The organism is Falsigemmobacter intermedius, from assembly GCF_004054105.1.
Classification (GTDB): domain Bacteria; phylum Pseudomonadota; class Alphaproteobacteria; order Rhodobacterales; family Rhodobacteraceae; genus Wagnerdoeblera; species Wagnerdoeblera intermedia.
In genome coordinates this window covers 116,360-136,756 of sequence record NZ_SBLC01000002.1, presented here as the reverse complement: position 1 = coordinate 136,756, position 20,397 = coordinate 116,360, and the positions used below count along the sequence as shown (strand labels likewise).

General features: G+C 65.0%; 22 protein-coding genes, 1 other RNA gene and 1 pseudogene. 22 read left to right on the top strand and 2 right to left on the bottom strand.

Annotated features, from left to right (window positions below; genetic code table 11):
* Window positions 1-21: 21 nt before the first annotated feature.
* From EP867_RS20500 to EP867_RS01755, 17 genes and pseudogenes are all read left to right on the top strand, one after another.
* Entirely contained in the window at window positions 22-444 is a 423-nt protein-coding gene (locus EP867_RS20500; protein WP_322098992.1) for a head-tail connector protein, read from the top strand.
* A complete protein-coding gene (locus EP867_RS20495) occupies window positions 422-685 on the top strand; it encodes a head-tail connector protein (RefSeq protein ID WP_322098991.1) in 264 nt (87 codons plus the stop codon). The genes EP867_RS20500 and EP867_RS20495 overlap by 23 nt, the downstream gene beginning before the upstream one ends.
* A complete protein-coding gene (locus EP867_RS01825; RefSeq protein ID WP_128486496.1) occupies window positions 682-1,020 on the top strand; it encodes a head-tail adaptor protein in 339 nt (112 codons plus the stop codon). The genes EP867_RS20495 and EP867_RS01825 overlap by 4 nt, the downstream gene beginning before the upstream one ends.
* Window positions 1,017-1,424, top strand: a complete 408-nt coding sequence (locus EP867_RS01820) for a DUF3168 domain-containing protein (RefSeq protein WP_128486495.1) — start codon at window positions 1,017-1,019, stop codon at window positions 1,422-1,424. Before EP867_RS01825 ends, EP867_RS01820 begins: the two co-directional genes overlap by 4 nt.
* Window positions 1,425-1,433: 9 nt before the next feature.
* The gene (locus EP867_RS01815; RefSeq protein ID WP_128486494.1) at window positions 1,434-1,847 is read left to right on the top strand and encodes a phage major tail protein, TP901-1 family; all 414 of its coding nucleotides are present in this window, start codon (window positions 1,434-1,436) and stop codon (window positions 1,845-1,847) included.
* Window positions 1,847-2,176 (top strand): gene transfer agent family protein, encoded by a 330-nt coding sequence (locus EP867_RS01810; protein WP_128486493.1) that lies wholly within the window; start codon window positions 1,847-1,849, stop codon window positions 2,174-2,176. Before EP867_RS01815 ends, EP867_RS01810 begins: the two co-directional genes overlap by 1 nt.
* Entirely contained in the window at window positions 2,157-2,396 is a 240-nt protein-coding gene (locus EP867_RS01805; protein WP_128486492.1) for a rcc01693 family protein, read from the top strand. Before EP867_RS01810 ends, EP867_RS01805 begins: the two co-directional genes overlap by 20 nt.
* Window positions 2,371-3,030, top strand: a complete 660-nt coding sequence (locus tag EP867_RS01800; protein ID WP_128486491.1) for a phage tail tape measure protein — start codon at window positions 2,371-2,373, stop codon at window positions 3,028-3,030. The genes EP867_RS01805 and EP867_RS01800 overlap by 26 nt, the downstream gene beginning before the upstream one ends.
* Before the next feature lie 5 nt (window positions 3,031-3,035).
* Entirely contained in the window at window positions 3,036-3,680 is a 645-nt protein-coding gene (locus tag EP867_RS01795) for a DUF2460 domain-containing protein (protein WP_128486490.1), read from the top strand.
* Entirely contained in the window at window positions 3,677-4,525 is an 849-nt protein-coding gene (locus tag EP867_RS01790; RefSeq protein WP_128486489.1) for a DUF2163 domain-containing protein, read from the top strand. Before EP867_RS01795 ends, EP867_RS01790 begins: the two co-directional genes overlap by 4 nt.
* Window positions 4,522-4,953, top strand: a complete 432-nt coding sequence (locus EP867_RS01785; protein WP_128486488.1) for a C40 family peptidase — start codon at window positions 4,522-4,524, stop codon at window positions 4,951-4,953. Before EP867_RS01790 ends, EP867_RS01785 begins: the two co-directional genes overlap by 4 nt.
* A 24-nt stretch (window positions 4,954-4,977) precedes the next feature.
* Window positions 4,978-8,873: pseudogene (locus EP867_RS01780) on the top strand (baseplate multidomain protein megatron).
* A gap of 147 nt (window positions 8,874-9,020) precedes the next feature.
* Window positions 9,021-9,830 (top strand): serine O-acetyltransferase, encoded by an 810-nt coding sequence (cysE, locus tag EP867_RS01775; RefSeq protein WP_128486487.1) that lies wholly within the window; start codon window positions 9,021-9,023, stop codon window positions 9,828-9,830.
* A 160-nt stretch (window positions 9,831-9,990) separates the two neighbouring features.
* Window positions 9,991-10,407: RNase P RNA component class A (gene rnpB / locus EP867_RS01770), an RNA gene on the top strand.
* 238 nt (window positions 10,408-10,645) lie between these two features.
* Window positions 10,646-11,281 (top strand): DUF533 domain-containing protein, encoded by a 636-nt coding sequence (locus EP867_RS01765; protein ID WP_128486486.1) that lies wholly within the window; start codon window positions 10,646-10,648, stop codon window positions 11,279-11,281.
* A gap of 114 nt (window positions 11,282-11,395) precedes the next feature.
* Window positions 11,396-11,563, top strand: coding sequence for a 50S ribosomal protein L33 (gene rpmG, locus EP867_RS01760; protein ID WP_101752137.1), 168 nt, complete (start codon window positions 11,396-11,398; stop codon window positions 11,561-11,563).
* 524 nt (window positions 11,564-12,087) lie between these two features.
* Window positions 12,088-12,816: a hypothetical protein gene (locus EP867_RS01755; protein ID WP_128486485.1), complete on the top strand. Its 729-nt coding sequence runs from the start codon at window positions 12,088-12,090 to the stop codon at window positions 12,814-12,816.
* 29 nt (window positions 12,817-12,845) lie between these two features.
* Here the strand turns inward: EP867_RS01755 and EP867_RS01750 are convergent, their stop codons facing one another.
* Window positions 12,846-14,228, bottom strand: a complete 1,383-nt coding sequence (locus EP867_RS01750; RefSeq protein WP_128486484.1) for a dipeptidase — start codon at window positions 14,226-14,228, stop codon at window positions 12,846-12,848.
* Between the two features lie 119 nt (window positions 14,229-14,347).
* Between EP867_RS01750 and EP867_RS01745 the strand changes: the two genes are divergently transcribed.
* From EP867_RS01745 to ispG, 4 genes are all read left to right on the top strand, one after another.
* A complete protein-coding gene (locus tag EP867_RS01745) occupies window positions 14,348-14,746 on the top strand; it encodes a hypothetical protein (protein WP_128486483.1) in 399 nt (132 codons plus the stop codon).
* Window positions 14,747-14,900: 154 nt separating this feature from the next.
* On the top strand, window positions 14,901-16,130 hold the full coding sequence (hemA, locus tag EP867_RS01740; protein ID WP_128486482.1) for a 5-aminolevulinate synthase: 1,230 nt from the start codon (window positions 14,901-14,903) through the stop codon (window positions 16,128-16,130).
* Window positions 16,131-16,251: 121 nt separating this feature from the next.
* On the top strand, window positions 16,252-17,448 hold the full coding sequence (locus tag EP867_RS01735; protein WP_128486481.1) for a helix-turn-helix domain-containing protein: 1,197 nt from the start codon (window positions 16,252-16,254) through the stop codon (window positions 17,446-17,448).
* Window positions 17,449-17,550: 102 nt separating this feature from the next.
* On the top strand, window positions 17,551-18,681 hold the full coding sequence (ispG, locus tag EP867_RS01730; RefSeq protein WP_128486480.1) for a flavodoxin-dependent (E)-4-hydroxy-3-methylbut-2-enyl-diphosphate synthase: 1,131 nt from the start codon (window positions 17,551-17,553) through the stop codon (window positions 18,679-18,681).
* A 37-nt stretch (window positions 18,682-18,718) separates the two neighbouring features.
* Here ispG and EP867_RS01725 read toward each other — a convergent pair whose 3' ends face one another.
* Window positions 18,719-19,780, bottom strand: coding sequence for a hypothetical protein (locus EP867_RS01725; protein WP_128486479.1), 1,062 nt, complete (start codon window positions 19,778-19,780; stop codon window positions 18,719-18,721).
* 99 nt (window positions 19,781-19,879) lie between these two features.
* Here EP867_RS01725 and EP867_RS01720 point away from each other — a divergent pair, with 99 nt between their 5' ends.
* Window positions 19,880-20,392 carry a methylated-DNA--[protein]-cysteine S-methyltransferase gene (locus EP867_RS01720; RefSeq protein WP_128486478.1) on the top strand — a complete coding sequence of 171 codons (513 nt, stop codon included), beginning with the start codon at window positions 19,880-19,882 and terminating at the stop codon, window positions 20,390-20,392.
* Window positions 20,393-20,397 lie beyond the last annotated feature (5 nt).

The following is a 20,397-nucleotide window of genomic DNA, read 5'->3' as shown; positions in this document are numbered from 1 at the left end:
GGCAGGGAGGGTCGGTTCAGCATGGGTGCCACGGGTGGGGCCCTTGCTGTCGGTCGCGCGGATCAGCGGATCAAAGGGGGAGGGGCCGATATGCGGCTGAGAGAGGTTGCGCCAGTGGCCGACGGCGATCTGCCGCTGGCGGCGCTGAAAGACCAGTTGCGGCTGGGCAGCGGATTTGCCGATGAGGGGGGGCAGGATGCCGTGCTGCGCGGCTGGCTGCGAGCGGCGCTGGCGGCTGTAGAGCGGCGGTTGGATAAGGCGCTGATTTCGCGCAGTTTTATCCTGGATCTGCCGGGCTGGAGTGACGCTGAGGCCCAGGTGCTGCCGATCGCGCCGGTCAGCGCCATCACCGAGGTGAAGCTGTTTGATGCGGGCGGGGCCTCGTCGGTGCTGGATGGCGCGCGCTGGCGGCTGGTGGCCGATGCCCACCCGTCCCCGGCTTGAGGGGCAGCATCTGACGCTGCCGGTGCTGCCCAAAGGCGGGCGGGTTGAGATCACGCTGACGGCGGGCTTTGGCAGTTTTGCGCAGCTGCCGCCGGATCTGCGCCAGGCGGTTCTGATGCTGGCGGCACTTTATCACGATCACCGGCATGAAGGTCTGGCCCCGGTCAGCGCCATGCCCTTTGGCGTGGCAGCGCTTCTGGAGCCGTGGCGGGTGGTGCGCAGCTTCGGGGGCCGCAGATGAGGGCGCCGCGGCTGAGCCGCCGTCTGGCCCTGGAGGAGTTGCAGCTTGCCCCGGACGGGGCGGGGGGGCTGACGAAGGTCTGGGAGGGGCTGGGATATCTCTGGGCAGAGATCACGCCGGGAAGCGGGCGGCTGGAGCCGGGAGAGGGGGCAGCGCGGGGGGAAATCCTTGCCCGCATTCTGACCCGCGCGGCTCTGCCCGGCAGTCCGCAGCGCCCCGCGCCGGGGCAGCGCTTTCGTGAGGGCGGGCGGGTCTGGCAGGTCCTGGCTGTCGCCGAGGCAGACGGCGATGCGCGCTATCTCATCTCGCATGTCAAAGAGGAGGTGCCGCTGTGAGTTATCAGGCAGGGGCTGCCCTGCAGGCGGGGGTTTACGGCTGTCTGACCGCCTGGCCGGGACTTGAGGATGTTCTGATTGCAGATGCCCTGCCGGCGGGGGCTGCGCCGGAGACCTGGGTGCTGATCGGCGCGGAAGAGGTGCGCGATGCCTCTGACGTCAGCGGCGCTGGCGCAGAACACCGGCTGGAGCTTTCGGTTCTGAGCCGGGCGGCGGGCTTTCATACGCCTAAGACCATCGCGGGCGAAATCGCGGAGGCGCTGGGCGCGGGCGGTCTGAGCGTGGCGGGACATCGGGTCTGCGGTGTCTGGTTTCACCGCGCCAGAGCCAGCCGCCAGCAGGGCGGCGCGCTCCGGCGCATTGATCTGACATTTCGGGTCCGGCTGGACCCGGTCACGGCATAGGGGGCAAGAATGGCGGTGCAGAACGGCAAAGATCTGTTGCTGAAGGTGGATCTGTCAGATGACGGTCAGTTTGAGACCGTGGCGGGGCTTCGCGCCACGCGGATCAGCTTTAACGCGGAAAGCGTGGATGTGACGAGCCTTGCCTCAGAGGGCGGCTGGCGCGAGCTTCTGGGCGGGGCGGGGGTGAAATCGGCCTCGGTCTCCGGCTCGGGTGTTTTTCGCGATGCGGCCACGGATGAGCGTGTGCGCGGGATCTTCTTTGCGGGAGAGACCCCGGATTTTCAGGTGGTGATCCCGGATTTCGGGCTGATTGCGGGGCGGTTTCTGATCACCTCGCTGGAATATTCCGGCACTCACAACGGAGAGGCCACCTGGCAGATCGCGCTCGCCTCGGCGGGGGCTTTGAGTTTCACGGCGCTCTGATGGCCAATCCCTTTGCCGGAGAGGTGACGCTGGTCGTCAATGGGGAGGAGATCGCCTGCCGTCTGACGCTGGGCAGCCTCCAGGGGCTGGACCGGGGCGAGGGGCTGATTGCGCTCATCGCGCGGTTTGAAGAGGGCCGCTTTGGCGCGGGGGATGTGCTGGCGGTTCTGCTGGCGGGGCTGCGCGGGGGCGGCTGGCGCGGCTCGGCAGATGATCTTGGCGCGGCGGAAATTAAAGGCGGGCTGCGCGAGGCTTTGCGCGTCGCGGGGCTTTTGCTGGCGCGTGCTTTCAGCCTGCCGGAGGGGGCTGATGAGCGGGGCGCGTTTTGACTGGGCGGGGCTTTTGCGCGCGGGGCTTGCGCCGCTTGCCCAGGGCGGCGCCGGTCTGCGGCCTGAGGAGTTCTGGCGGCTGACGCCGCTGGAGCTGCGCCTGATGCTGGGCCGCGGGGCCGGGCCTTCGGCGCTGACTCGGGCGGGGCTTGCGGCGCTGATGGCGGATTATCCCGACACAAAGGAGAGAGGCGATGCAGGACCGGGAGAGCCTGAGTGAGGAACTCGGGCGGCTGGAGATCGCGCTGGGTGAAGCGCGTGGCGCGACGGCGGGCTTTGAGGGGGATCTCAAGCGGCTCAATGAGGGCATGGTCTTCAGCGGCCGTGAGGCGGCGCAATTGTCCGCAGGGCTGGGCTCCGGGCTCAGGCGGGCCTTTGAGGGGCTGGTTTTTGACGGGGCCAAACTCAGCGATGTGCTGCGCGGTCTGGGGAGTGCGGTTTCGCAGGCGGTCTATAACACCGCCATGCGTCCGGTCACTCAGGCGGCGGGGCAGGGGCTGGGGGCCATGCTCAACGGCGTGATGTCGGGGATCATGCCCTTTGCCGACGGGGCCCCTTTCAGCCAGGGGCGGGTGATGCCCTTTGCCGAAGGCGGCATCGTCAGCGGGCCGGTGCGCTTTCCCATGCGCGGTGGCGTGACCGGGCTGATGGGGGAGGCCGGCCCTGAGGCGATTTTGCCGCTGGCGCGTGGCCCGGACGGGCGGCTGGGCGTTCAGGCCGGCGGTGGCGGAGCGCGTCCGGTGCAGGTGGTGATGAATGTCAGCACGCCCGATCTGCCGTCTTTTCAACGCTCTCAGAGCCAGCTTGCCGCCCGCATGGGGCGGATGCTCGCGCTGGGGCAGCGCAACGGATAGGTGCCATGTCAGAGCAGCGGAATTTTCACGAGGTCAGATTTCCCGCCGATCTCAGCTTCGGGTCGGTCGGCGGGCCGGAGCGGCGGGCGGAAATTGTCACGCTTGCCAATGGCTATGAGGAGCGCAATTCGCCCTGGGCGCAGTCACGCCGCCGCTATGATGCGGGGCTGGGACTGCGCTCGCTGGATGATGTGGCGGAGCTGGTGGCGTTTTTTGAAGCGCGGGCGGGGCAGCTTTACGGCTTTCGCTGGAAGGACTGGGCGGATTTCAAATCCTGTGCGCCTTCTGCGAGTGTGACGCCGCTCGATCAGCTTTTGGGGCAGGGCGACGGGGCGGCGCGCGATTTTGCCCTGCGCAAGGTCTATGCCTCGGGGGGGCAGGCCCATTGGCGCGCGATTGCCAAGCCGGTGCGCGGCAGTCTGCAGGTCGCGCTGGCCGCAAAGCCGCTGCGCGAGGGGATCGACTGGGAAGCGGATTACGAGCGCGGTGTCCTCACCTTTGCCGATCCCGTGCCGGAAGGGGCGGAGGTGCGGGCGGGCTTTGAATTTGACGTGCCGGTGCGCTTTGACACCGATGTGATTCAGGTCTCGGTGGCCTCGTTCCAGGCGGGCGATCTGCCGATGGTGCCGGTGGTGGAGATCCGGTTATGAGCGGGCTGAGGGCGCATCTGGAGGGGGGCTGCACCACGCTGTCGCGCTGCTGGCGGATCACGCGGCGCGACGGGCGGGTGCTGGGCTTCACCGATCATGACCGCGATCTGGAGTTCGATGGCTGCCGCTATGAGGCGGCTTCGGGGATGACCGCGCGGGCGCTGAGCCGCACGACGGGGCTTTCGGCGGATAACAGCGAGGCGCTGGGGGCGCTGCAGTCGGCGGCGCTGTGCGAAAGCGATCTGCGGGCGGGCCGCTATGACGGCGCAGAGGTTGAGGTTTTGCTGGTTAACTGGCGCGATGTGGCAGAGCGGCAGGTGCTTTTCGCGGGAAGTTTGGGAGAGATTTCCCGTGCCGACGGGGCTTTTCGGGCAGAACTGCGCGGGTTGAGTGAAGCTCTGGCGCAGGTTCGGGACCGCATCTATCAGCGCAGTTGCACGGCTGTTTTGGGAGATGCCCTGTGTCGTGTGGATCTGAATACTCCGGCGTACCGTCTGGAACTGCCTGCCGGAGACATCCGCGAGGGGCGGATCTTCGTCTTTCCGCTGCAGGGCTATGAGGACCGCTGGTTTGAGCGCGGGCGGCTGAGGGTGCTCAGCGGGGCGGGCGAAGGGCTGTCGGGGATGATCCGCAATGACCGTCAGTCAGGCAGCGGGCGGGAAGTGGAATTGTGGGATCGTCTGGCGGCAGACATTTCACCTGGCGATCTGCTGGAGCTGACGGCGGGCTGTGACCGCCAGATTGCAACATGCCGGGCAAAATTCGCCAATCATGTGAATTACCGTGGCTTTCCGCATCTGCCCTCTGAGGACTGGCTGACGGCGGTGCCGGGGCGGCGGATATGAGCGGCGATGTGGTTCTGGCGGAACTGCGGCTCTGGCTGGGCACGCCCTATCTGCATCAGGCGTCAAAGCGCGGCGTGGGCTGCGACTGTCTTGGGCTTTTGCGCGGTGTCTGGCGGAGCCTGCGGGGGCCGGAGCCCTGCGCTGTGCCGCCCTATAGCGCCGACTGGGCCGAAGCGGGCCGGCGCGAAGTGCTGCGGGAGGCGGCGGAGCTTTATCTGACCCCGCTGCCGCCCGAAGCCCCGGAGCTGCCGGGGGAGGTGCTCTTGTTTCGGATGTTTGAGGGATCGATCGCCAAGCATCTTGGCTTTCGCGCCTCAGCCGGGCCGCAGGGCAGTTTTATCCATGCCTACAGCGGACACGGCGTGGTGGAATCGGCGCTGACCGCGCCCTGGGCGCGGCGCATTACCGGGCGTTACCGCCTGATCTGACTGGATTTACCGAAAGGAACGGGAATGGCGACGCTGGTACTCTCGGCCGCGGGGGCGGCGATCGGCTCGGGCTTTGGAGGAACGGTGCTGGGGCTTTCGGGCGCGGTGATCGGGCGCGCCGCGGGGGCTGTTCTGGGCCGCGTGATCGACACGCGGCTGGCGGGGCGCGGCTCTCAGCTGGTCGAGCGCGGGCGGGTGGAGCGCTTCCGGCTGACGGGGGCGGGCGAGGGCCGGAGCATGGCGCGCATCTGGGGGCGCGTCCGTCTGGGGGGGCATGTGATCTGGTCCTCGCCCTTTGAAGAGATCGTCAGCACCGAAGTGCAGCGCGGCGGCAAGGGGGGCGGTGGCCGGACGCAGACACGGATCGACAGCTACAGCTATCGTGTCTCACTGGCGCTGGGGCTGTGCGAGGGTGAGATTTTACGCGTGGGCCGGGTCTGGGCAGATGGCGAAGAGATCGGTCCGGACCGCATTGCGCTGAGGGTTTATACCGGGTCTGAGACGCAGATGCCGGATCCGAAGATTGAGGCGGTTGAGGGGGCAGGGGCCGTTCCGGCCTTTCGCGGGCTGGCCTATGTGGTGATCGAAGACCTCGATCTTGCGCCCTTTGGCAACCGCGTGCCGCAGTTCTCTTTTGAGGTGGTGCGCAGGGCCGCAGCGGGGCCTGAGGGCGTGCAAGATCTGACGCGGGCTGTGGCGCTGATTCCAGGCTGCGGAGAATATGCGCTTTCCACCACGCCGGTGCATTACGACTATGGCTATGGCAGTTCGGGCACCGCCAATGTGCACAGCCCCGGCGGGCGCAGCGATCTGACCGTTTCGCTGGAGCAGCTGGGCGAGGAGTTGCCGCAGTGTCGGGCGGTCTCGCTGGTGGTCAGCTGGTTCGGCTCGGATCTGCGCTGCGGGCACTGCGGGATTGAGCCGAAAGTCGAGCAGAATGCCTGGGATGGCGCAGGTGCCCCCTGGGAGGCGGGGGGGCGCAACCGCCGCACAGCCGCGCGGATCGCGCTGAAAGACGGCCGTCCGGTCTATGGCGGCACACCCTCGGACCGCTCGGTGCGCGAGGCGATTGCGGCGCTGCGCGCCCGTGGTCAGGCGGTGATGTTTTATCCCTTCCTCCTGATGGAGCAGCAGGAGGGTAATGGTCTGAGCGATCCCTGGAGCGGGGCGCCGGACCAGCCGGTGATGCCATGGCGCGGACGCATCACGCTGTCGGTTGCGCCGGGACGCGAGGGCAGTCCTGACGGCACCGGCGCGGCTGAGGCAGAGGTCGCGGCCTTTATGGGCGCTGCGCAGCCCTCAGATTTCACCATCAGCGGCGGGCGGGTAATTTACACCGGAGATCCGGCGGATCGCGGTTATCGCCGCTTTGTGCTGCATTATGCCTGTCTGTGCCAGACGGCGGGCGGGGTTGAAGCCTTCTGCATCGGCTCTGAGCTGCGCGGGCTGACGCAGATCCGCGGCGCGGGCGGCAGCTTTCCCATGGTTGCGGCGCTGCGGGTGCTTCTGGGGGAGGTGCGCGCCATCCTGGGGGCCAGCTGTAAGCTGTCCTATGCGGCGGACTGGTCGGAATACAGCGGCTACACCGCGCCCGATGGCGGGCGATATTTCCACCTCGATCCCCTTTGGGCAGATCCGGAGTGCGATTTCATCGGTATCGACAATTATATGCCGCTCTCGGACTGGCGCGATGGGGAGGATCATGCCGATGCGCATTGGGGCTCGGCGCTGAACCCGGCCTATCTGGCGGCGAATGTGGCGGGGGGCGAAGGGTTTGACTGGTATTACGCCAGCGAAGCGGATGCCGCAGCCGGGCGGCGCAGCCCGATCACCGATGGCGAGGGGGAGCCCTGGATCTGGCGCTGTAAGGATCTGAAATCCTGGTGGGAAAATCGCCATTTCGATCGACCGGGCGGGCTGCGCAACGCAGATCCCACGCCCTGGGTGCCGGGCTCAAAGCCCTTCTGGTTCACCGAACTTGGCGTGGCCGCGATTGATCGCGGCGGCAATCAGCCGAACCTTTTTCTCGATCCCAAATCCTCAGAATCCGCATTGCCGCGGTTTTCCGGCGGGCGGCGTGAGGAGGCGATGCAGACCGCTTATCTGCGGGCCATGGCGGCGCATTGGGGAAATCCGGCGCATAATCCGCTGGCCAGCGCCTATCCGGGGCGGATGGTGGATCTGTCGCGGGCCTTTGTCTGGGCCTGGGACGCGCGGCCCTGGCCCTGGTTTCCGGGCCGCAGTGATATCTGGAGCGATGGTGACAACTATGCGCGCGGCCACTGGCTGAACGGGCGCGCCTCGCATCAGCCGCTGGCCGCTGTCGTGGCTGAGATCTGCGCGGGGGCGGGCGTGGCGGCGGATGTCTCGCGGCTTTATCAGGTGGTTCAGGGCTTTGTGCTGAGTGAGGGCGCAAGCGGGCGGGCGGCGCTGCAGGATCTGATGCTCATCTATGGCTTTGATGCCGTGGAGCGGGAGGGCGGTCTGGTCTTTTTGCCCCGCGACGGGCGGCTGACGGAGGAGATCGCGCCGGAGATCATCGCCCTTGATCCGGAAACCGGCGCAGGGCCGGAATTGGTGCGACAGCCCGATGCCGATCTGCCCGCTGAGATGCGTCTGAGCTACCTTGGCGGCGACAGCGATTTCGCCATGGCCTCTGAGACGGCGACCCGGCCGGACCGGTCCCTGGCGGGCGGGGCCTTTTATGAAGTGCCCCTCGCCCTGACGCGGGCAGAGGCGCGGGCGGTGGCAGAGCGCTGGCTGTCGGAAGCGGAGGTGTCGCAGGATCTGCTGCGCCTGACGCTGCCGCCGTCAATGCTGCATCTGGGGCCGGGGGATGTGATCGGTTTTGGCGGGGCCGGGCGGTTTCGCATTGACCGGGCCGACTATGCAGGGGCCCTCTCGGTTGAGGCGGTGCGGGTGGATCCCGGTCTCTATCTGCCCTCTGATTTCGCCGAGCCTTTGCGGCGGCTGCCGGCGGCGCTGCCGGAGCTTCCGGTCTGGGGTGTCTTTCTGGATCTGCCGCTTTTGCGGGGGGATGAGGAGCCGCATCTGCCGCATGTGGCGGTGACTGCCAGCCCCTGGAGCGGCCCGGCCGGTCTGTGGGACAGCGATCACGATGAGGGCTACGGTCTGCGCCATGTCGTGAGGGTTCCTGCCACGATGGGGGTGACGCTGACACCGCTGGGGCGGGCGGCCTCGGGTCTGTGGCAGCGCGGGTCGGGGCTGCGGTTGCGGCTGACGCGGGGGGAGCTGAGTTCGCAAAGCGTCGCGCGGGTTCTCAATGGGGCCAATGCGCTGGCCATCGGGGATGGCTCATCGGGCGGCTGGGAAGTTTTGCAATTCGTTCATGCCGAGCCGCTGGGCGGCGGCGAGTGGCAGATCTCGCAGCTTTTGCGCGGGCAGGCGGGCAGTGAGGCGCGGATGCCTGAAGTCTGGCCCGAGGGCTCTGTGGTGGTGCTGCTGAACCAGGCGGTGGAGCAGGTGAGCCTCTCGCCGGGGGGGCGGCTGCGCTGCGGCATTACCGTTTCGCGCCGCTGGCGGCGGGCTATGGCAGCGCCGTGGCCCGCCACAGCCTGCAGCGCTTTGAGGGGATCGGGCTGAAGCCGCCTGCGCCGGTGCACCTGCGGATGACGCGCGGGCCGGAGGGGCGGCGCTTTACCTGGATCCGCCGTGGCCGGATCGGGGCGGACGCCTGGGAGGGGGAGATCCCGCTGGGCGAGCAGCGCGAGGCCTATGAGATCCGCATTCAGGACGCGGGCGGCCTGCGCTATGAGGTCCGCACTGAGGCTGCGGTTTTTGATCTGAGCGATGCCATGGCTGACGGGCTGGCGCTGAGCGCGCCCTGGAGCTTCGGCGTGGCGCAGCTCTCCGATCTGGCGGGGCGCGGAGAGGAAAGTCGCCTGATCCTGTCGATATAGGGAAAATTTTCGCCAAAGCACCTTGTTTTACATCAGGGAAAGGCTTTTCTAGGGTATCCGCAGAAGAAAGATTGCCGCATCCCGCGGGAGGGCGGTTTCTTTCCTCGGGCGGGATCTGTTAGACAGAGCCATCCAAAGGAGTCTGCCATGCCTGAGACCAAGGTCCGTCTTGCCACTCTTGACCCGGTCTGGGATCGCCTTTGTGACGAGGCGCGGGAGGCTGTCCGGCAGGAGCCGCGGCTGGGCGGGCTGATCCATGGCGGGATTTTGCATCACGGCAGTTTTCAGGGGGCCCTGGCTTATCGCTTTGCGCTGAAACTGGCCTCGGGCGAGATGAGCGAGCAGATCCTGCGTGAGGTGGCGGATGAGGCCCATGCCGCCGATCGCGAACTCGCTCAGGCGGCGCGGGCCGATCTGGTGGCGGTTTACGAGCGCGATCCGGCCTGCCACCGGTTCCTGGAACCGCTGATGTTTTTTAAGGGATTTCAGGCGCTGCAGTGCTACCGCGTGGCGCATTGGCTCTGGCAGCAGGGGCGGGTGGATCTGGCCTATTTTGTGCAGATGCGTGTCTCTGAGGTCTTTGGCGTTGATATCCATCCGGCGGCCCGGGTGGGGCGCGGGATTATGATCGATCACGCCCATTCCATCGTGATCGGTGAGACGGCCGTGGTGGGAGATAACGTCTCGATGCTGCATTCGGTGACCCTTGGCGGCACCGGAAAGTCCGACGGCGATCGCCATCCGAAGATTGCGGATGGCGTGCTTCTGGGGGCGGGCGCGAGCGTGCTGGGGAATATTTCGGTCGGGCATTGCTCCCGCGTTGCGGCAGGATCGGTGGTGCTGGCGGATGTGCCGCCCTGCACCACGGTGGCCGGGGTTCCCGCGCGGGTCGTGGGGGAGGCGGGCTGTGCGCAGCCCTCAGCCATGATGGATCAGCTGTTGAAGCCTGCCGTCTGAGGGGCGGCTCTCTTTCAGGGCGGACCGGCCTTTCGGGGGAGAGCGCCGGGGAGGGCTGCCTGCCCTCCCCGGACCCCGCCCGGGAGTATTTTGAAAAAGCCAAAGGGCAGGCGGGGCTGTGGTTGACCTCGCGGCGCGGGGCGCGTATGCCCCCTCTCGCGCGGAAGGCCGGATGACCGCGTGTGGTGTCGGGTCCCCACAAGGGAAACTGCGTCATGCGAGGAAAGTCCGGACTCCATGAAGTAAGGGTGCCGGGTAACGCCCGGCGGGGGTAACCCCAGGGAAAGCGCCACAGAGAACGAGACCGCCCTGCGTGCAGGGTAAGGGTGAAACGGTGGGGTAAGAGCCCACCGCGGACCGGGTAACCGGGACGGCACGGCAAGCCCCACCCGGAGCAATGCCGAATAGGGACCTCGCGCGGGCCAGGGTCGGGCAACCGAGACCGCCGCAGGGACACTTCAGCCCGAGAGGTCCGGGTTGGCAGCTAAAGCCCGTCAGTAATGGCGGGACAAGAGGAATGGTCATCCAGAGGGGGCAACCCCTTGGACAGAATCCGGCTTACAGGCCTTCCGCGCAAATTCCTGTTCACCGAGGCCCATGGCTGCGAGGCGGCCTGTTTATTTGTGCATGCGATGCCATCCGGCGGACCGCATCTGCCAGGGCGTTGCTGCGGGGGGGGGCATGATGATCGGACGGCAGATGACAGGTTTCGCGCATCCGCTCCGTCTGGCGTGAGAGGGAACCTGTGACGGGCCTTGCCGGTTATCAGGCGATTGCAACCCGGTCGCGCCGGATCTTTTGAGAGGATTGCCGTTATGAGTTTCGTCCGCACGCTTGCCACGCTGGCTCTGGGGGTCGCAGCCGTCAAAGGCTACGGCAAAGTCAAACAGGCCGGGGGCCTGGGCGCGGTTCAGGATGCTCTGAAGAAAAACCCGCAGACCGCCGGTCTGGCTGAGCAGGCTGAACAGGTTCTGGGTCGCCTGGGGGCGGGGGCCGGAGGCATCGTCGGCACATTGACGGGGATGGGGGCTGCGGCGGCCTCGGGGGTGACGGGGATGATCGATCAGATCACCGGCACTTCAGTCGCGACGGAGACAGCAGAGGCCAATGCCCGTCTGATGATCCGTGCGATGATTCAGGCGGCGCGTGCCGATGGCGTGATCGACCATGAGGAACGCGCGGTGATCATGGATCACCTGAAAGAGGCCTCGGCCGAAGAGCGCGCCTTTGTGGAGGAGCAGATGTCTGCGCCGGTGGATGCCCTCGCGCTGGCGCGGGATGCCTCGGATGCGGTGAAGGCGCAGGTTTATTCGGCAGCTGCCATGACCGTGCGCACCGATGGTCCGGCAGAGACTCAGTTTCTGGCTGCGCTGGCGCGTGGCATGGGACTGGATGCCGCAACCGTGGCCGGCATCCATCTTTCTTTGGGAAAAGCCGCACCGAAAGCCTGATTTATCCACAGAGCCCGCTTGACTCTGTCCTGTCGAAAGGGCAAACGCAGGGTTCAGAATTTGCGGGTATCGCGCGCCTTGAGCGGCGGCTGACCGCTTGAAGGAGACACGACCATGGCGAAGCCGACCACGATCAAAATCCGCCTCAACTCTTCGGCGGGCACCGGCCACTTCTATGTGACCAAGAAAAACGCACGTACGATGACTGAGAAAATGACGGTCAACAAGTACGACCCGGTTGTGCGTAAGCACGTCGAGTACAAAGAAGGCAAAATCAAGTAAGCTGAGGCTTGCAGATTTTGAGCGAAAGCCGTCCGCAGGGGCGGCTTTTTGCATTTCCGCAGGCCGCTGTGCGGGGCAGGCTGAGGCGGGGAGGCGTTATGATTCACAACGAGCGGACAAAGCTTCTGGCCAATGCGCTTGATCGGGCATCAACGGCCTGTTTCACTGTGGGAATCGCCACGCCGCTGGCGGGATATATCTATAATATCTCAATCTGCGGGAGAACCTCTCGGTCTGGCTGATGTTCATCGCAGCTTTGGGTTGGTGTATCGCCTGTTTTGCCCTGAATTATCTGGCAGGACGCGTCCCTGGAGGGTTGAGATGAGCGGATTTGTCATCATGCCCGTCTTTCTGGTGGCGGTAGGCTATGTGGCCGTGCGGCTGCACGAGCGCTCGGCACCGAAGCGGGAGAGGCGGTCGTCGGAATGATCCTCACAGGTGGATCTCCTTTTGATTGATTTTCATTGAATAAATGCAATCTCAGGTTCATTATTGTTGCGTATTAAGCAGGAATGGAAGTGACTATGACCGGTTATCGGTTTCGCTGTCTGGGCCCGTATTTTTTTCAGACTTTCCGAGATGCAGACGGGCGGCGGACGCTTAACTGCCTGGCCGCGCGGGATGACGTTTTTGCCCAGGCGGAGGCGGATGCCGAAGCGGTCGGACTTCGCGATATCTTCAGTGCTGTCGGTCTTTACGTCTTCGGACTTTCCCCCTCTGGCAGCCCGCGCACCTGGCCCTATTATGTCGGCCGTGCGAGTCGTCAGCCGCTGTACCGGCGGCTGTTTCAGCAGACGGATAAGCCCGGAAAATATTCAGCGATCCTGCAGGAATATGAGCGGGCGCGGCCCTTTATCTATCTGTTTCCCATGGTGACAGATGCGGGGCGGCAGGTGAAGCCGGCCAGTGGTAACGGCACGGTGGTTTATAAAACGATCGCGGATGCGGAATACCAGTTGATCGGCCAGGCTCTCCATGTAAATCCCGACCTCTATAATGTTCAGGATGCGAAATCCCAGCGGCGCTTTGTGATTGAGGGTACGCTCCGGGCCGATGCGCGGGAGCGCCGGTCCGCACAGAGCTTCCGCTCGATGATGGGCTTTGAGTTAAAGAAGCGGGCGCCTTCGCGCTTGTCGGAAGCGACCCTTGCGGCGGTGCAGGGGGAGGAAGAGGCCGAAGAGGCCTTGAGCCATCAGGATCCGGCAGTGCTGGTGCCGGAGGCTCCGGTGCTGCCGGATCACGCCGCAGAATGAAAAAAGCCCCGCTTACGCGGGGCTTTTTCTTATTTCGTGGCGAGCTTGTCGAGGATCCGCGCCCAGGAGCGGGTGCCTTTGTGGAAGCTCTCGAGGTCATATTTCTCATTCGGCGAGTGGATCTGGTCGTCGTCGCGGCCAAAGCCGATCAGCATGGCATCCATGCCGAGGTAGGTTTTGAAGTAGCCCGCGATCGGGATCGAGCCGCCTGCGCCGGTATAGGCGGCGGGGATCTGCCATTCTTCCGTCAGCGCCTGAAGCGATTTCTCAAAGGCGGGGTCGGTGATGGTCATCACGGAAGCCGGGCTGTTGCCGTGGCCGTGGAATTCCACCTCGACATCCTCGGGCAGACGGGCGCGGACATGGGCGCGGAAGGCCTCGCGCAGTTTCAGCGGGTCCTGCTGACCGACCAGCCGGAAGCTGATCTTGGCATGGGCTTCCGCCGGCAGAACGGTTTTGAAGCCCGCGCCGGTATAGCCGCCCCAGATGCCGTTCACCTCGCAGGTCGGGCGCGACCAGATCATCTCGAGCGGTGTGCGGTCCTGCTCTCCCGCCGGGCGTGAGAGGCCGACATCGCCTAAGAAACGCGAGTGATCAAACCCAAGCCCCTGCCATTGCTGGCGAAGTTCTTCGGGCAGTTCGGGCACATCGTCGTAAAAGCCCTCAATGGTGATGCGGCCCTGATCGTCGTGCAGGCTGTCGATGATATCGGCCAGCACCCGGATCGGGTTGATGGCGGCCCCCCCGTAAGAGCCCGAGTGCAGATCGCGGCTGGCGGCTTTGATCGTCAGCTCTTCGCCCAGAAGGCCGCGCAGCATGGTGGTGATTGAGGGTACGCGGCCATCATAAAGCCCGGTGTCGCAGATCACCGCCAGATCGGCTTTCAGCTCGTCTGCATTCTCCTGCAGGAAGGGGATCAGCGAGGGAGAGCCTGATTCTTCTTCACCTTCGAGAAAGACCGTCACGCTCAGGGGAAGGCTTCCGTGTTCTGCGATCCAGGCGCGGAACGCCTCGACAAAGGTCATGAGCTGGCCTTTGTCATCGGCCGTGCCGCGACCACGGATCACTTTTTTATCGCCCAGGTCTTCGATCTGCGGATCAAAGGGGTCGTTGTCCCACAGCTCCAGCGGATCGACCGGCTGCACGTCATAATGGCCGTAAAACAGCAGATGCGGCGCGCCCTCGGGGCCTTTGTATTTCGCCACCACCATCGGATGCCCCGGGGTCGGGCGTTTGGAGGCTTCAAAGCCCATGGAGGCGAGATCAGCCACCAGCCAGTCGGCGGTGCGGTCGCAGTCGGCCTTAAAGGCGGGGTCAGTGGAAATTGAGGGGATGCGCAGCAGATCTTTCAGCCGCTCAAGGGCCTGGGGCAGATCGGCGTCAATCCGGTCGAGGACGGGTGCGAGGGTCATCTCAGCCTCCTTCGGGGGTCTTGGATGAGGGCAGGCTAGCCCCCCGCGCGGGGGCTGTCCATGCGGCGGCGAAGACGTTAAGATTGCAGTCTGTTTTCTTTTCCCGGAGCTTCGCCGAGATGAAACCTTTTGTTGCTGCCCTGGCGCTTGGCCTGATGACCCTTTCCCCTCTGCAGGCGCAGGAAGTGCGCGGCAAGACCTATCGCCTCGGCGCGCAGGCGGTGACGGTCTATGATCATGCCTTTCTGAATGCAGAGGAAAAGGCGACGCTGGACCTTGTGGCAACCAATGAGCAGGCGCTGGCGTTGTTCGTGACCAAGCCGGGTCGCTACTCGGCTATGGCGGTCTCGCCCGATGACGGCTTTATCCGTGGCGGTCAGCCCGTGCCTTCGGCGATTGCGCTTTCGGATCTGGAGAGCCGCGATGCCGCCCGGGCTGCGGTGCTGAAAGACTGTAATGCCGCCCGCAAGGGCAAAAAAGACTGTCTTCTGGTGCTGGAAGTGGCACCTTCATCCTAAGGGCCTGGTTGACCCCCAGGTCAAAGCGGACTAGCGGGAAGGGCGGGGTGGCAATATGTCCAGGTCCCGAATGAATGAATTTGATTAAGGTCAAGGCCGAAGCCCGGCGATCACGGCATTGAGTCCGTGTAGCAGGAAGCCACGGAGTCGATAGATGGACTACAACAGCGCTCTCGATACCGCCCTCAACCGTCTGCACGAAGAGGGCCGCTATCGCACTTTCATCGATCTGGAGCGCCGGAAGGGTCACTATCCGCACGCCGTATGGCGCCGTCCCGATGGGTCTGAGCAGGATGTAACCGTCTGGTGTGGCAACGACTACCTTGGCATGGGCCAGCATCCGGTGGTCCTGGATGCCATGCATGAGGCGCTTGATGCTACCGGCGCAGGCTCGGGAGGCACGCGCAACATCTCGGGCACCACGGTTTATCACAAGCGCCTTGAGGTAGAGATCGCCGATCTGCACCGCAAAGAAGCGGCGCTGGTCTTCTCTTCGGCCTATATTGCCAATGACGCGACGCTTTCGACCCTGCGGGTGCTGTTCCCGGGGCTGATCATTTATTCCGACGCGCTGAACCATGCGTCGATGATCGAGGGCGTTCGCCGCGGTGGCGGTGAAAAGCGTATCTGGCGTCACAATGACCTCGCACATCTGCGCCAGCTTCTGGAGGCCGATGATCCGGCCGCACCGAAGCTGATCGCCTTTGAGTCGGTCTATTCGATGGATGGCGATTTCGGCCCGATCAAAGAGGTCTGCGATCTGGCGGAAGAGTTTAACGCGCTGACCTATCTCGACGAAGTGCATGCCGTTGGCATGTATGGCCCGCGCGGTGCCGGTGTGGCGGAGCGCGACAACCAGATGCACCGCGTTGATATGATCAACGCGACGCTCGGCAAAGCCTTCGGCGTCTTCGGTGGCTATATCGCGGCTTCGGCGAAAATGGTGGATGCGATCCGCTCTTATGCGCCGGGCTTTATCTTCACCACCTCGCTGCCGCCGGTCGTGGCAGCAGGGGCTGCGGCTTCGATTGCCTTCCTGAAAGGTGACGGCGGCGTGAAGCTTCGTGAAGAGCATCAGACTCAGGCGAAGATTCTGAAGATGCGTCTGCGCGGTCTGGGTCTGCCGATCATCGACCACGGCAGCCATATCGTGCCGGTTCACGTCGGCGATCCGGTGCACTGCAAGATGCTCTCGGATATGCTGCTGGAGCGTTTTGGCGTTTACGTCCAGCCGATTAACTATCCGACGGTGCCCCGCGGGACCGAGCGTCTGCGCTTCACGCCCTCGCCGGTGCATGGCCCCAAAGAGATCGATTCTCTGATTCGTGCCATGGATTCCCTCTGGGCACATTGTGCGCTGAATCGCGCCGAAGCTTCGGCCTGAGATCAATTCTTCGAGTGCAGTCTTTCCAGGGCTGTGTTAGAAAAGCCTCACATATTCACGAAAGCCGACTCGCGGCGACACTATGATCGCGGGCGGCCGACTACCGGATGGGGCAGGCCGTATGATCTGGCGGAAGGTGAAACCTTCTTCGCAACCTGAGCAGCAGCCGAAGGGCTTTGATGCCTATGACCTTCGGCTGGGCGACCTGATGCGCGGAGAGCGCGCTACATTGGGGAAATCGCTGCTCGATGTTCAACGTGAACTGAAGATTAAAGCCACCGTTATTGCCGCCATTGAAAACGCCGATGTCTCGGTCTTTGAGACCCCCGGTTTTGTGGCAGGCTATGTGCGCTCTTATGCCCGTTATCTGGGGATGGATCCCGATGCGGCCTATCGTCAGTTCTGCGCTGAGGCGAATTTCAGCCCCATTCCCAAAACCTTAGGTGGAAGCAGCCCGGCGGCGCGTCCGCGTCAGGCCCGGCCCCGTCCGACGGGTCTTGAGGCGCTTGGCCATCCCGATGCGCTTTTTGTGCCGCGTGGTCCCAGCTGGACCAGCCGGATTGAGCCGGGCGCTGCGGGCTCGGTTCTGGTGCTTCTGGCGCTGATCGGCGGCATTGGCTACGGCGGCTGGTCGGTGCTGCACGAAGTGCAGCGCGTCCATGTGGCCCCGGTCGAGCAGGCCCCCCAGGTCGTGGTCTCGGTCGATCCGCTGCGCGACGTGGCGCCCGGCGCGATGCTGCAGGTGGCTGATTCGGATCCTGTTACCGAAGCCCCCACGGCAGAGGCGCTCGGCCGGCTCTATCGCCCTCAGGCGCTGGACGTGCCGCAGCTTGTCTCGCGTGACGGGCCCATCGCCGCGATCATCACGGAGCGTCTGGCAGAGGCGCAGACCGCCGCACCGGAGGCCCCGGTGGCTGAGGCAGAGGCCACGCCGGTTCGCGTTCTGGCCGAAGCCGCCCCTGCGGTTGAAATCATCGCCGTCAAGCCCGCCTGGATGCGCGTGAAAGCGGCGGATGGCACCGTGTTGTTTGAGCAGATTCTTGACGCCGGCAAAAGCTATGTCGTGCCGCAGTCTGATGCGCCGCCGACCCTGCGGGCGGGCAATTCCGGTGCGGTCTATTTCATGGTGAAGGGCAAGGCCTATGGCCCTGCCGCCGCCGGGGCTCAGGTGGTCAGCAATCTCGCACTCTCGCCCGAAAAGCTTGAGGGCAGCTTCGCTGAAGTCGATCTGACCGCCGAGCCGGAGGTGGCCCGCGTGGTTGAACTGGTGCAGGAACGTTATCTGACCAGCGGTGAGGGTGAGGAACCCGCGCAGTAAGGCCCGGTGGGGCTGAGGATAGCTTTGCTGTGACCGGCTGCGGCCTTGTCTGCCAGGGCGCAGGGGGCTATGTCTCAGGCGCAGCCTGCAACGGAGCCGCCGATGTCTCTCAACCCCGTCCGCCCCTGGCGCAATATTGAGCGCCGCAAATCCCGTCAGATCCGGGTGGGTAAAGTTCTGGTCGGAGGCGATGCGCCGATTTCCGTCCAGACGATGACAAATACCATCACCTCTGACGTGAAGGCGACGATTGAGCAGATCCAGCGCGCAGCGATTGCGGGCGCGGATATCGTGCGGGTCTCGACCCCCGATGTGGCCTCAACCAAGGCTCTGCGTGAAATCTGCGCCGAAAGCCCGGTGCCGATCGTGGCGGATATCCACTTCCACTACAAACGCGCCATTGAAGCCGCAGAGGCCGGTGCCGCCTGTCTGCGGATCAACCCCGGCAATATCGGCGATGCCGCCCGCGTGCGTGAGGTGGTTCAGGCGGCCAAGGATCATGGCTGCTCGATCCGGATCGGCGTAAACGCCGGGTCGCTCGAAAAGCATCTTCTTGATAAATATGGCGAGCCCTGCCCGAATGCGATGGTTGAATCCGGGCTTGAGCATATCCGTCTGCTCGAAGACAACGACTTTCTCGAGTATAAAATCTCGGTCAAAGCCTCGGATGTCTTCATGGCAGCGGCGGCCTATCAGCAGCTCGCAGATGCAACGGATGCGCCCATCCACCTCGGGATCACCGAGGCCGGGGGCCTCGTGTCGGGCACCGTGAAATCGGCGATCGGTCTGGGCAATCTGCTCTGGATGGGGATCGGCGATACGATCCGCGTCTCGCTCTCGGCCGATCCGGTCGAAGAGGTGAAGGTCGGCTTTGAGATCCTGAAATCGCTCGGCCTGCGCCACCGCGGCGTGACGATCATCTCCTGCCCCTCCTGCGCGCGGCAGGGGTTTGATGTGATCAAGACCGTCTCGATGCTCGAAGAGCGTCTGGCCCATGTCACCACCTCGATGAGCCTCTCGATCATCGGTTGCGTGGTGAACGGCCCCGGCGAGGCGCTGATGACCGATATCGGCTTCACCGGCGGCGGGGCAGGGTCCGGCATGGTCTATCTGGCGGGCCGTCAAAGCCACAAGCTCTCGAACGATCAGATGATCGATCACATCGTCGAACAGGTTGAGAAAAAGGCCGCTGAAATTGAGGCTGCGAAAGCCGCCGAAGAAGCTGCCGAATAATCCGCTAAAGCCCGCAGTCCGCCTGCGGGCTTTTTCTTTACCGCCAGCCGCGCCGCTGTGGCGGGGGCTTCAGCAGACGCAGAACACCCTGCATCAGCCAGCCCGCAATCAGGCTGAAAAGCCCGGTGATCCCGGCCCAAAGCGCGGCAAAAGCCGCAACAGCGGTATCCGACAGCCGCAGAGTTGCGCGAAAGATCCGCGATTTCCCAAGCACTTCCAGACGGGAGGCGGTTTTTGCCTTCGCCACATCCGACACCCGCGCCAGCCGTGCGGCATCCTCCGCGCTGTCGATGTGGCGCAGCACCAGCAGCGTCTCGGACGCAGAGGTATTGGCCGCGATGCGGCCGATGTCTTTGGCCATATCGGTCACCCGTGTCAGCCGCGCCGCATCGGTGATCTCCTCCAGCGGCGCGCCGCGCAGCACCGCCGGCCAGCGGATCGGCAGATCGCCAAGGCTGCCGATTATCCGTGCCACCCCGGGCGTCAGACTGTCCAGCCGCTTTGCCCCCCGCAAAGCCGTGGCCCCCGCCTTTACCAGCGCAGAGCCGCCCCCCGTCACCAGAATGGCTGAGGTGGCGGCAAGCCCGACCAGCGCCAGCCCGGTTTCCAGTCTGTCCACCTCTTCACCGGCCAGCGCCGCCGTGCCCTGACGGCGCAGCGCATTGAGATCGCCCAGAGGCGTCATCTCAACGGGCACGGCGCAGAAGGCGATCTCCGAGAGGCTGGCACAGCTGCGGATGTCCCAGGCGCAGGCGGCGCAATCCATCGCGCCCGCCATCACCCCCTCGCGTGAGGCCCGCAGCGCCTCGATCTCAAGGTTCAGATCGGGGGGCAGGGGCAGTGCTTCCTCATCGGCCAGGTCCGCCAGCCAGAGGGCGCGGAAGTCATCCCCGGTCTCAAGCGCCGTCCGGATGCGGTCTGCTGCGGCCTCGGGGGTGAAGCTGCGCCGAAACTGCGCCTCGATGGCGCGGGCGGCGCTTTCGGCGCTGCGCTCAACAAGAGCGGCGGTGAAGGGCTGTTGCGACCAGCCCCAGAGCGCCGCCCCGAGGGTCGCGCCAAAGAGGGCCAGCCGTGAGCCAAGATAGAGTGCCTGTCGCATGGCCTCATAGATCCTGAGCGGGCCGGGCAGGACAAGCCCGATTGCGCGGGGGCGCGGGCTTTGACAGTCTGCGGGCAGAGTTCTGCGAAAGGCCCGGCTATGCAGGTTCACTGGACGCGCATTGAAACACCCGTCGGAGCACTTCTGGCGGCGGCAACCGAAGAGGGGCTTTGCGAGCTGCAATTCGCCAGCGGCAAAACCGCCCGTGGCCCGCAGCCCGGCTGGCGCGAGGATCCTTCGCGTTTTACGGGGCTGAAAGCGCAGCTTCGCGCTTATTTCGCAGGCGACCTGCGCAGCTTTGATCTGCCCCTCGCCCCGCAGGGCACCGACTTTCAGCACCGGGTCTGGGGGCTTTTGCGCCAGATCCCCTGGGGGCAGACCCGCAGCTACAGCGATCTGGCCCGCGATCTGGGCACTCCGGGCGCGTCGCGGGCGGTGGGGGCGGCGAACGGGCGGAACCCTTTGCCGATTCTGGTGCCCTGCCATCGGGTGATCGGCGGCAATGGCAGCCTGACCGGCTTTGCCGGGGGGCTTGCGGTCAAGCGGCAGCTTCTGGTGCTTGAAGGGGTCTTAAGCGAGGATCTTCCGCTGGGGGAACCGCCTAAGGGCTGATTGCA

Excerpts from the sequence above, each read along its gene's own strand:
- EP867_RS20500 (WP_322098992.1), top strand. The coding sequence starts at position 22 with ATGGGTGCCACGGGTGGGGCCCTTGCTGTCGGTCGCGCGGATCAGCGG.
- EP867_RS20495 (WP_322098991.1), top strand. The coding sequence starts at position 422 with ATGCCCACCCGTCCCCGGCTTGAGGGGCAGCATCTGACGCTGCCGGTG.
- EP867_RS01825 (WP_128486496.1), top strand. The coding sequence starts at position 682 with ATGAGGGCGCCGCGGCTGAGCCGCCGTCTGGCCCTGGAGGAGTTGCAG.
- EP867_RS01815 (WP_128486494.1), top strand. The coding sequence starts at position 1,434 with ATGGCGGTGCAGAACGGCAAAGATCTGTTGCTGAAGGTGGATCTGTCA.
- EP867_RS01810 (WP_128486493.1), top strand. The coding sequence starts at position 1,847 with ATGGCCAATCCCTTTGCCGGAGAGGTGACGCTGGTCGTCAATGGGGAG.
- EP867_RS01805 (WP_128486492.1), top strand. The coding sequence starts at position 2,157 with ATGAGCGGGGCGCGTTTTGACTGGGCGGGGCTTTTGCGCGCGGGGCTT.
- EP867_RS01800 (WP_128486491.1), top strand. The coding sequence starts at position 2,371 with ATGCAGGACCGGGAGAGCCTGAGTGAGGAACTCGGGCGGCTGGAGATC.
- EP867_RS01795 (WP_128486490.1), top strand. The coding sequence starts at position 3,036 with ATGTCAGAGCAGCGGAATTTTCACGAGGTCAGATTTCCCGCCGATCTC.
- EP867_RS01790 (WP_128486489.1), top strand. The coding sequence starts at position 3,677 with ATGAGCGGGCTGAGGGCGCATCTGGAGGGGGGCTGCACCACGCTGTCG.
- EP867_RS01785 (WP_128486488.1), top strand. The coding sequence starts at position 4,522 with ATGAGCGGCGATGTGGTTCTGGCGGAACTGCGGCTCTGGCTGGGCACG.
- cysE (WP_128486487.1), top strand. The coding sequence starts at position 9,021 with ATGCCTGAGACCAAGGTCCGTCTTGCCACTCTTGACCCGGTCTGGGAT.
- EP867_RS01765 (WP_128486486.1), top strand. The coding sequence starts at position 10,646 with ATGAGTTTCGTCCGCACGCTTGCCACGCTGGCTCTGGGGGTCGCAGCC.
- rpmG (WP_101752137.1), top strand. The coding sequence starts at position 11,396 with ATGGCGAAGCCGACCACGATCAAAATCCGCCTCAACTCTTCGGCGGGC.
- EP867_RS01755 (WP_128486485.1), top strand. The coding sequence starts at position 12,088 with ATGACCGGTTATCGGTTTCGCTGTCTGGGCCCGTATTTTTTTCAGACT.
- EP867_RS01750 (WP_128486484.1), bottom strand. The coding sequence starts at position 14,228 with ATGACCCTCGCACCCGTCCTCGACCGGATTGACGCCGATCTGCCCCAG.
- EP867_RS01745 (WP_128486483.1), top strand. The coding sequence starts at position 14,348 with ATGAAACCTTTTGTTGCTGCCCTGGCGCTTGGCCTGATGACCCTTTCC.
- hemA (WP_128486482.1), top strand. The coding sequence starts at position 14,901 with ATGGACTACAACAGCGCTCTCGATACCGCCCTCAACCGTCTGCACGAA.
- EP867_RS01735 (WP_128486481.1), top strand. The coding sequence starts at position 16,252 with ATGATCTGGCGGAAGGTGAAACCTTCTTCGCAACCTGAGCAGCAGCCG.
- ispG (WP_128486480.1), top strand. The coding sequence starts at position 17,551 with ATGTCTCTCAACCCCGTCCGCCCCTGGCGCAATATTGAGCGCCGCAAA.
- EP867_RS01725 (WP_128486479.1), bottom strand. The coding sequence starts at position 19,780 with ATGCGACAGGCACTCTATCTTGGCTCACGGCTGGCCCTCTTTGGCGCG.
- EP867_RS01720 (WP_128486478.1), top strand. The coding sequence starts at position 19,880 with ATGCAGGTTCACTGGACGCGCATTGAAACACCCGTCGGAGCACTTCTG.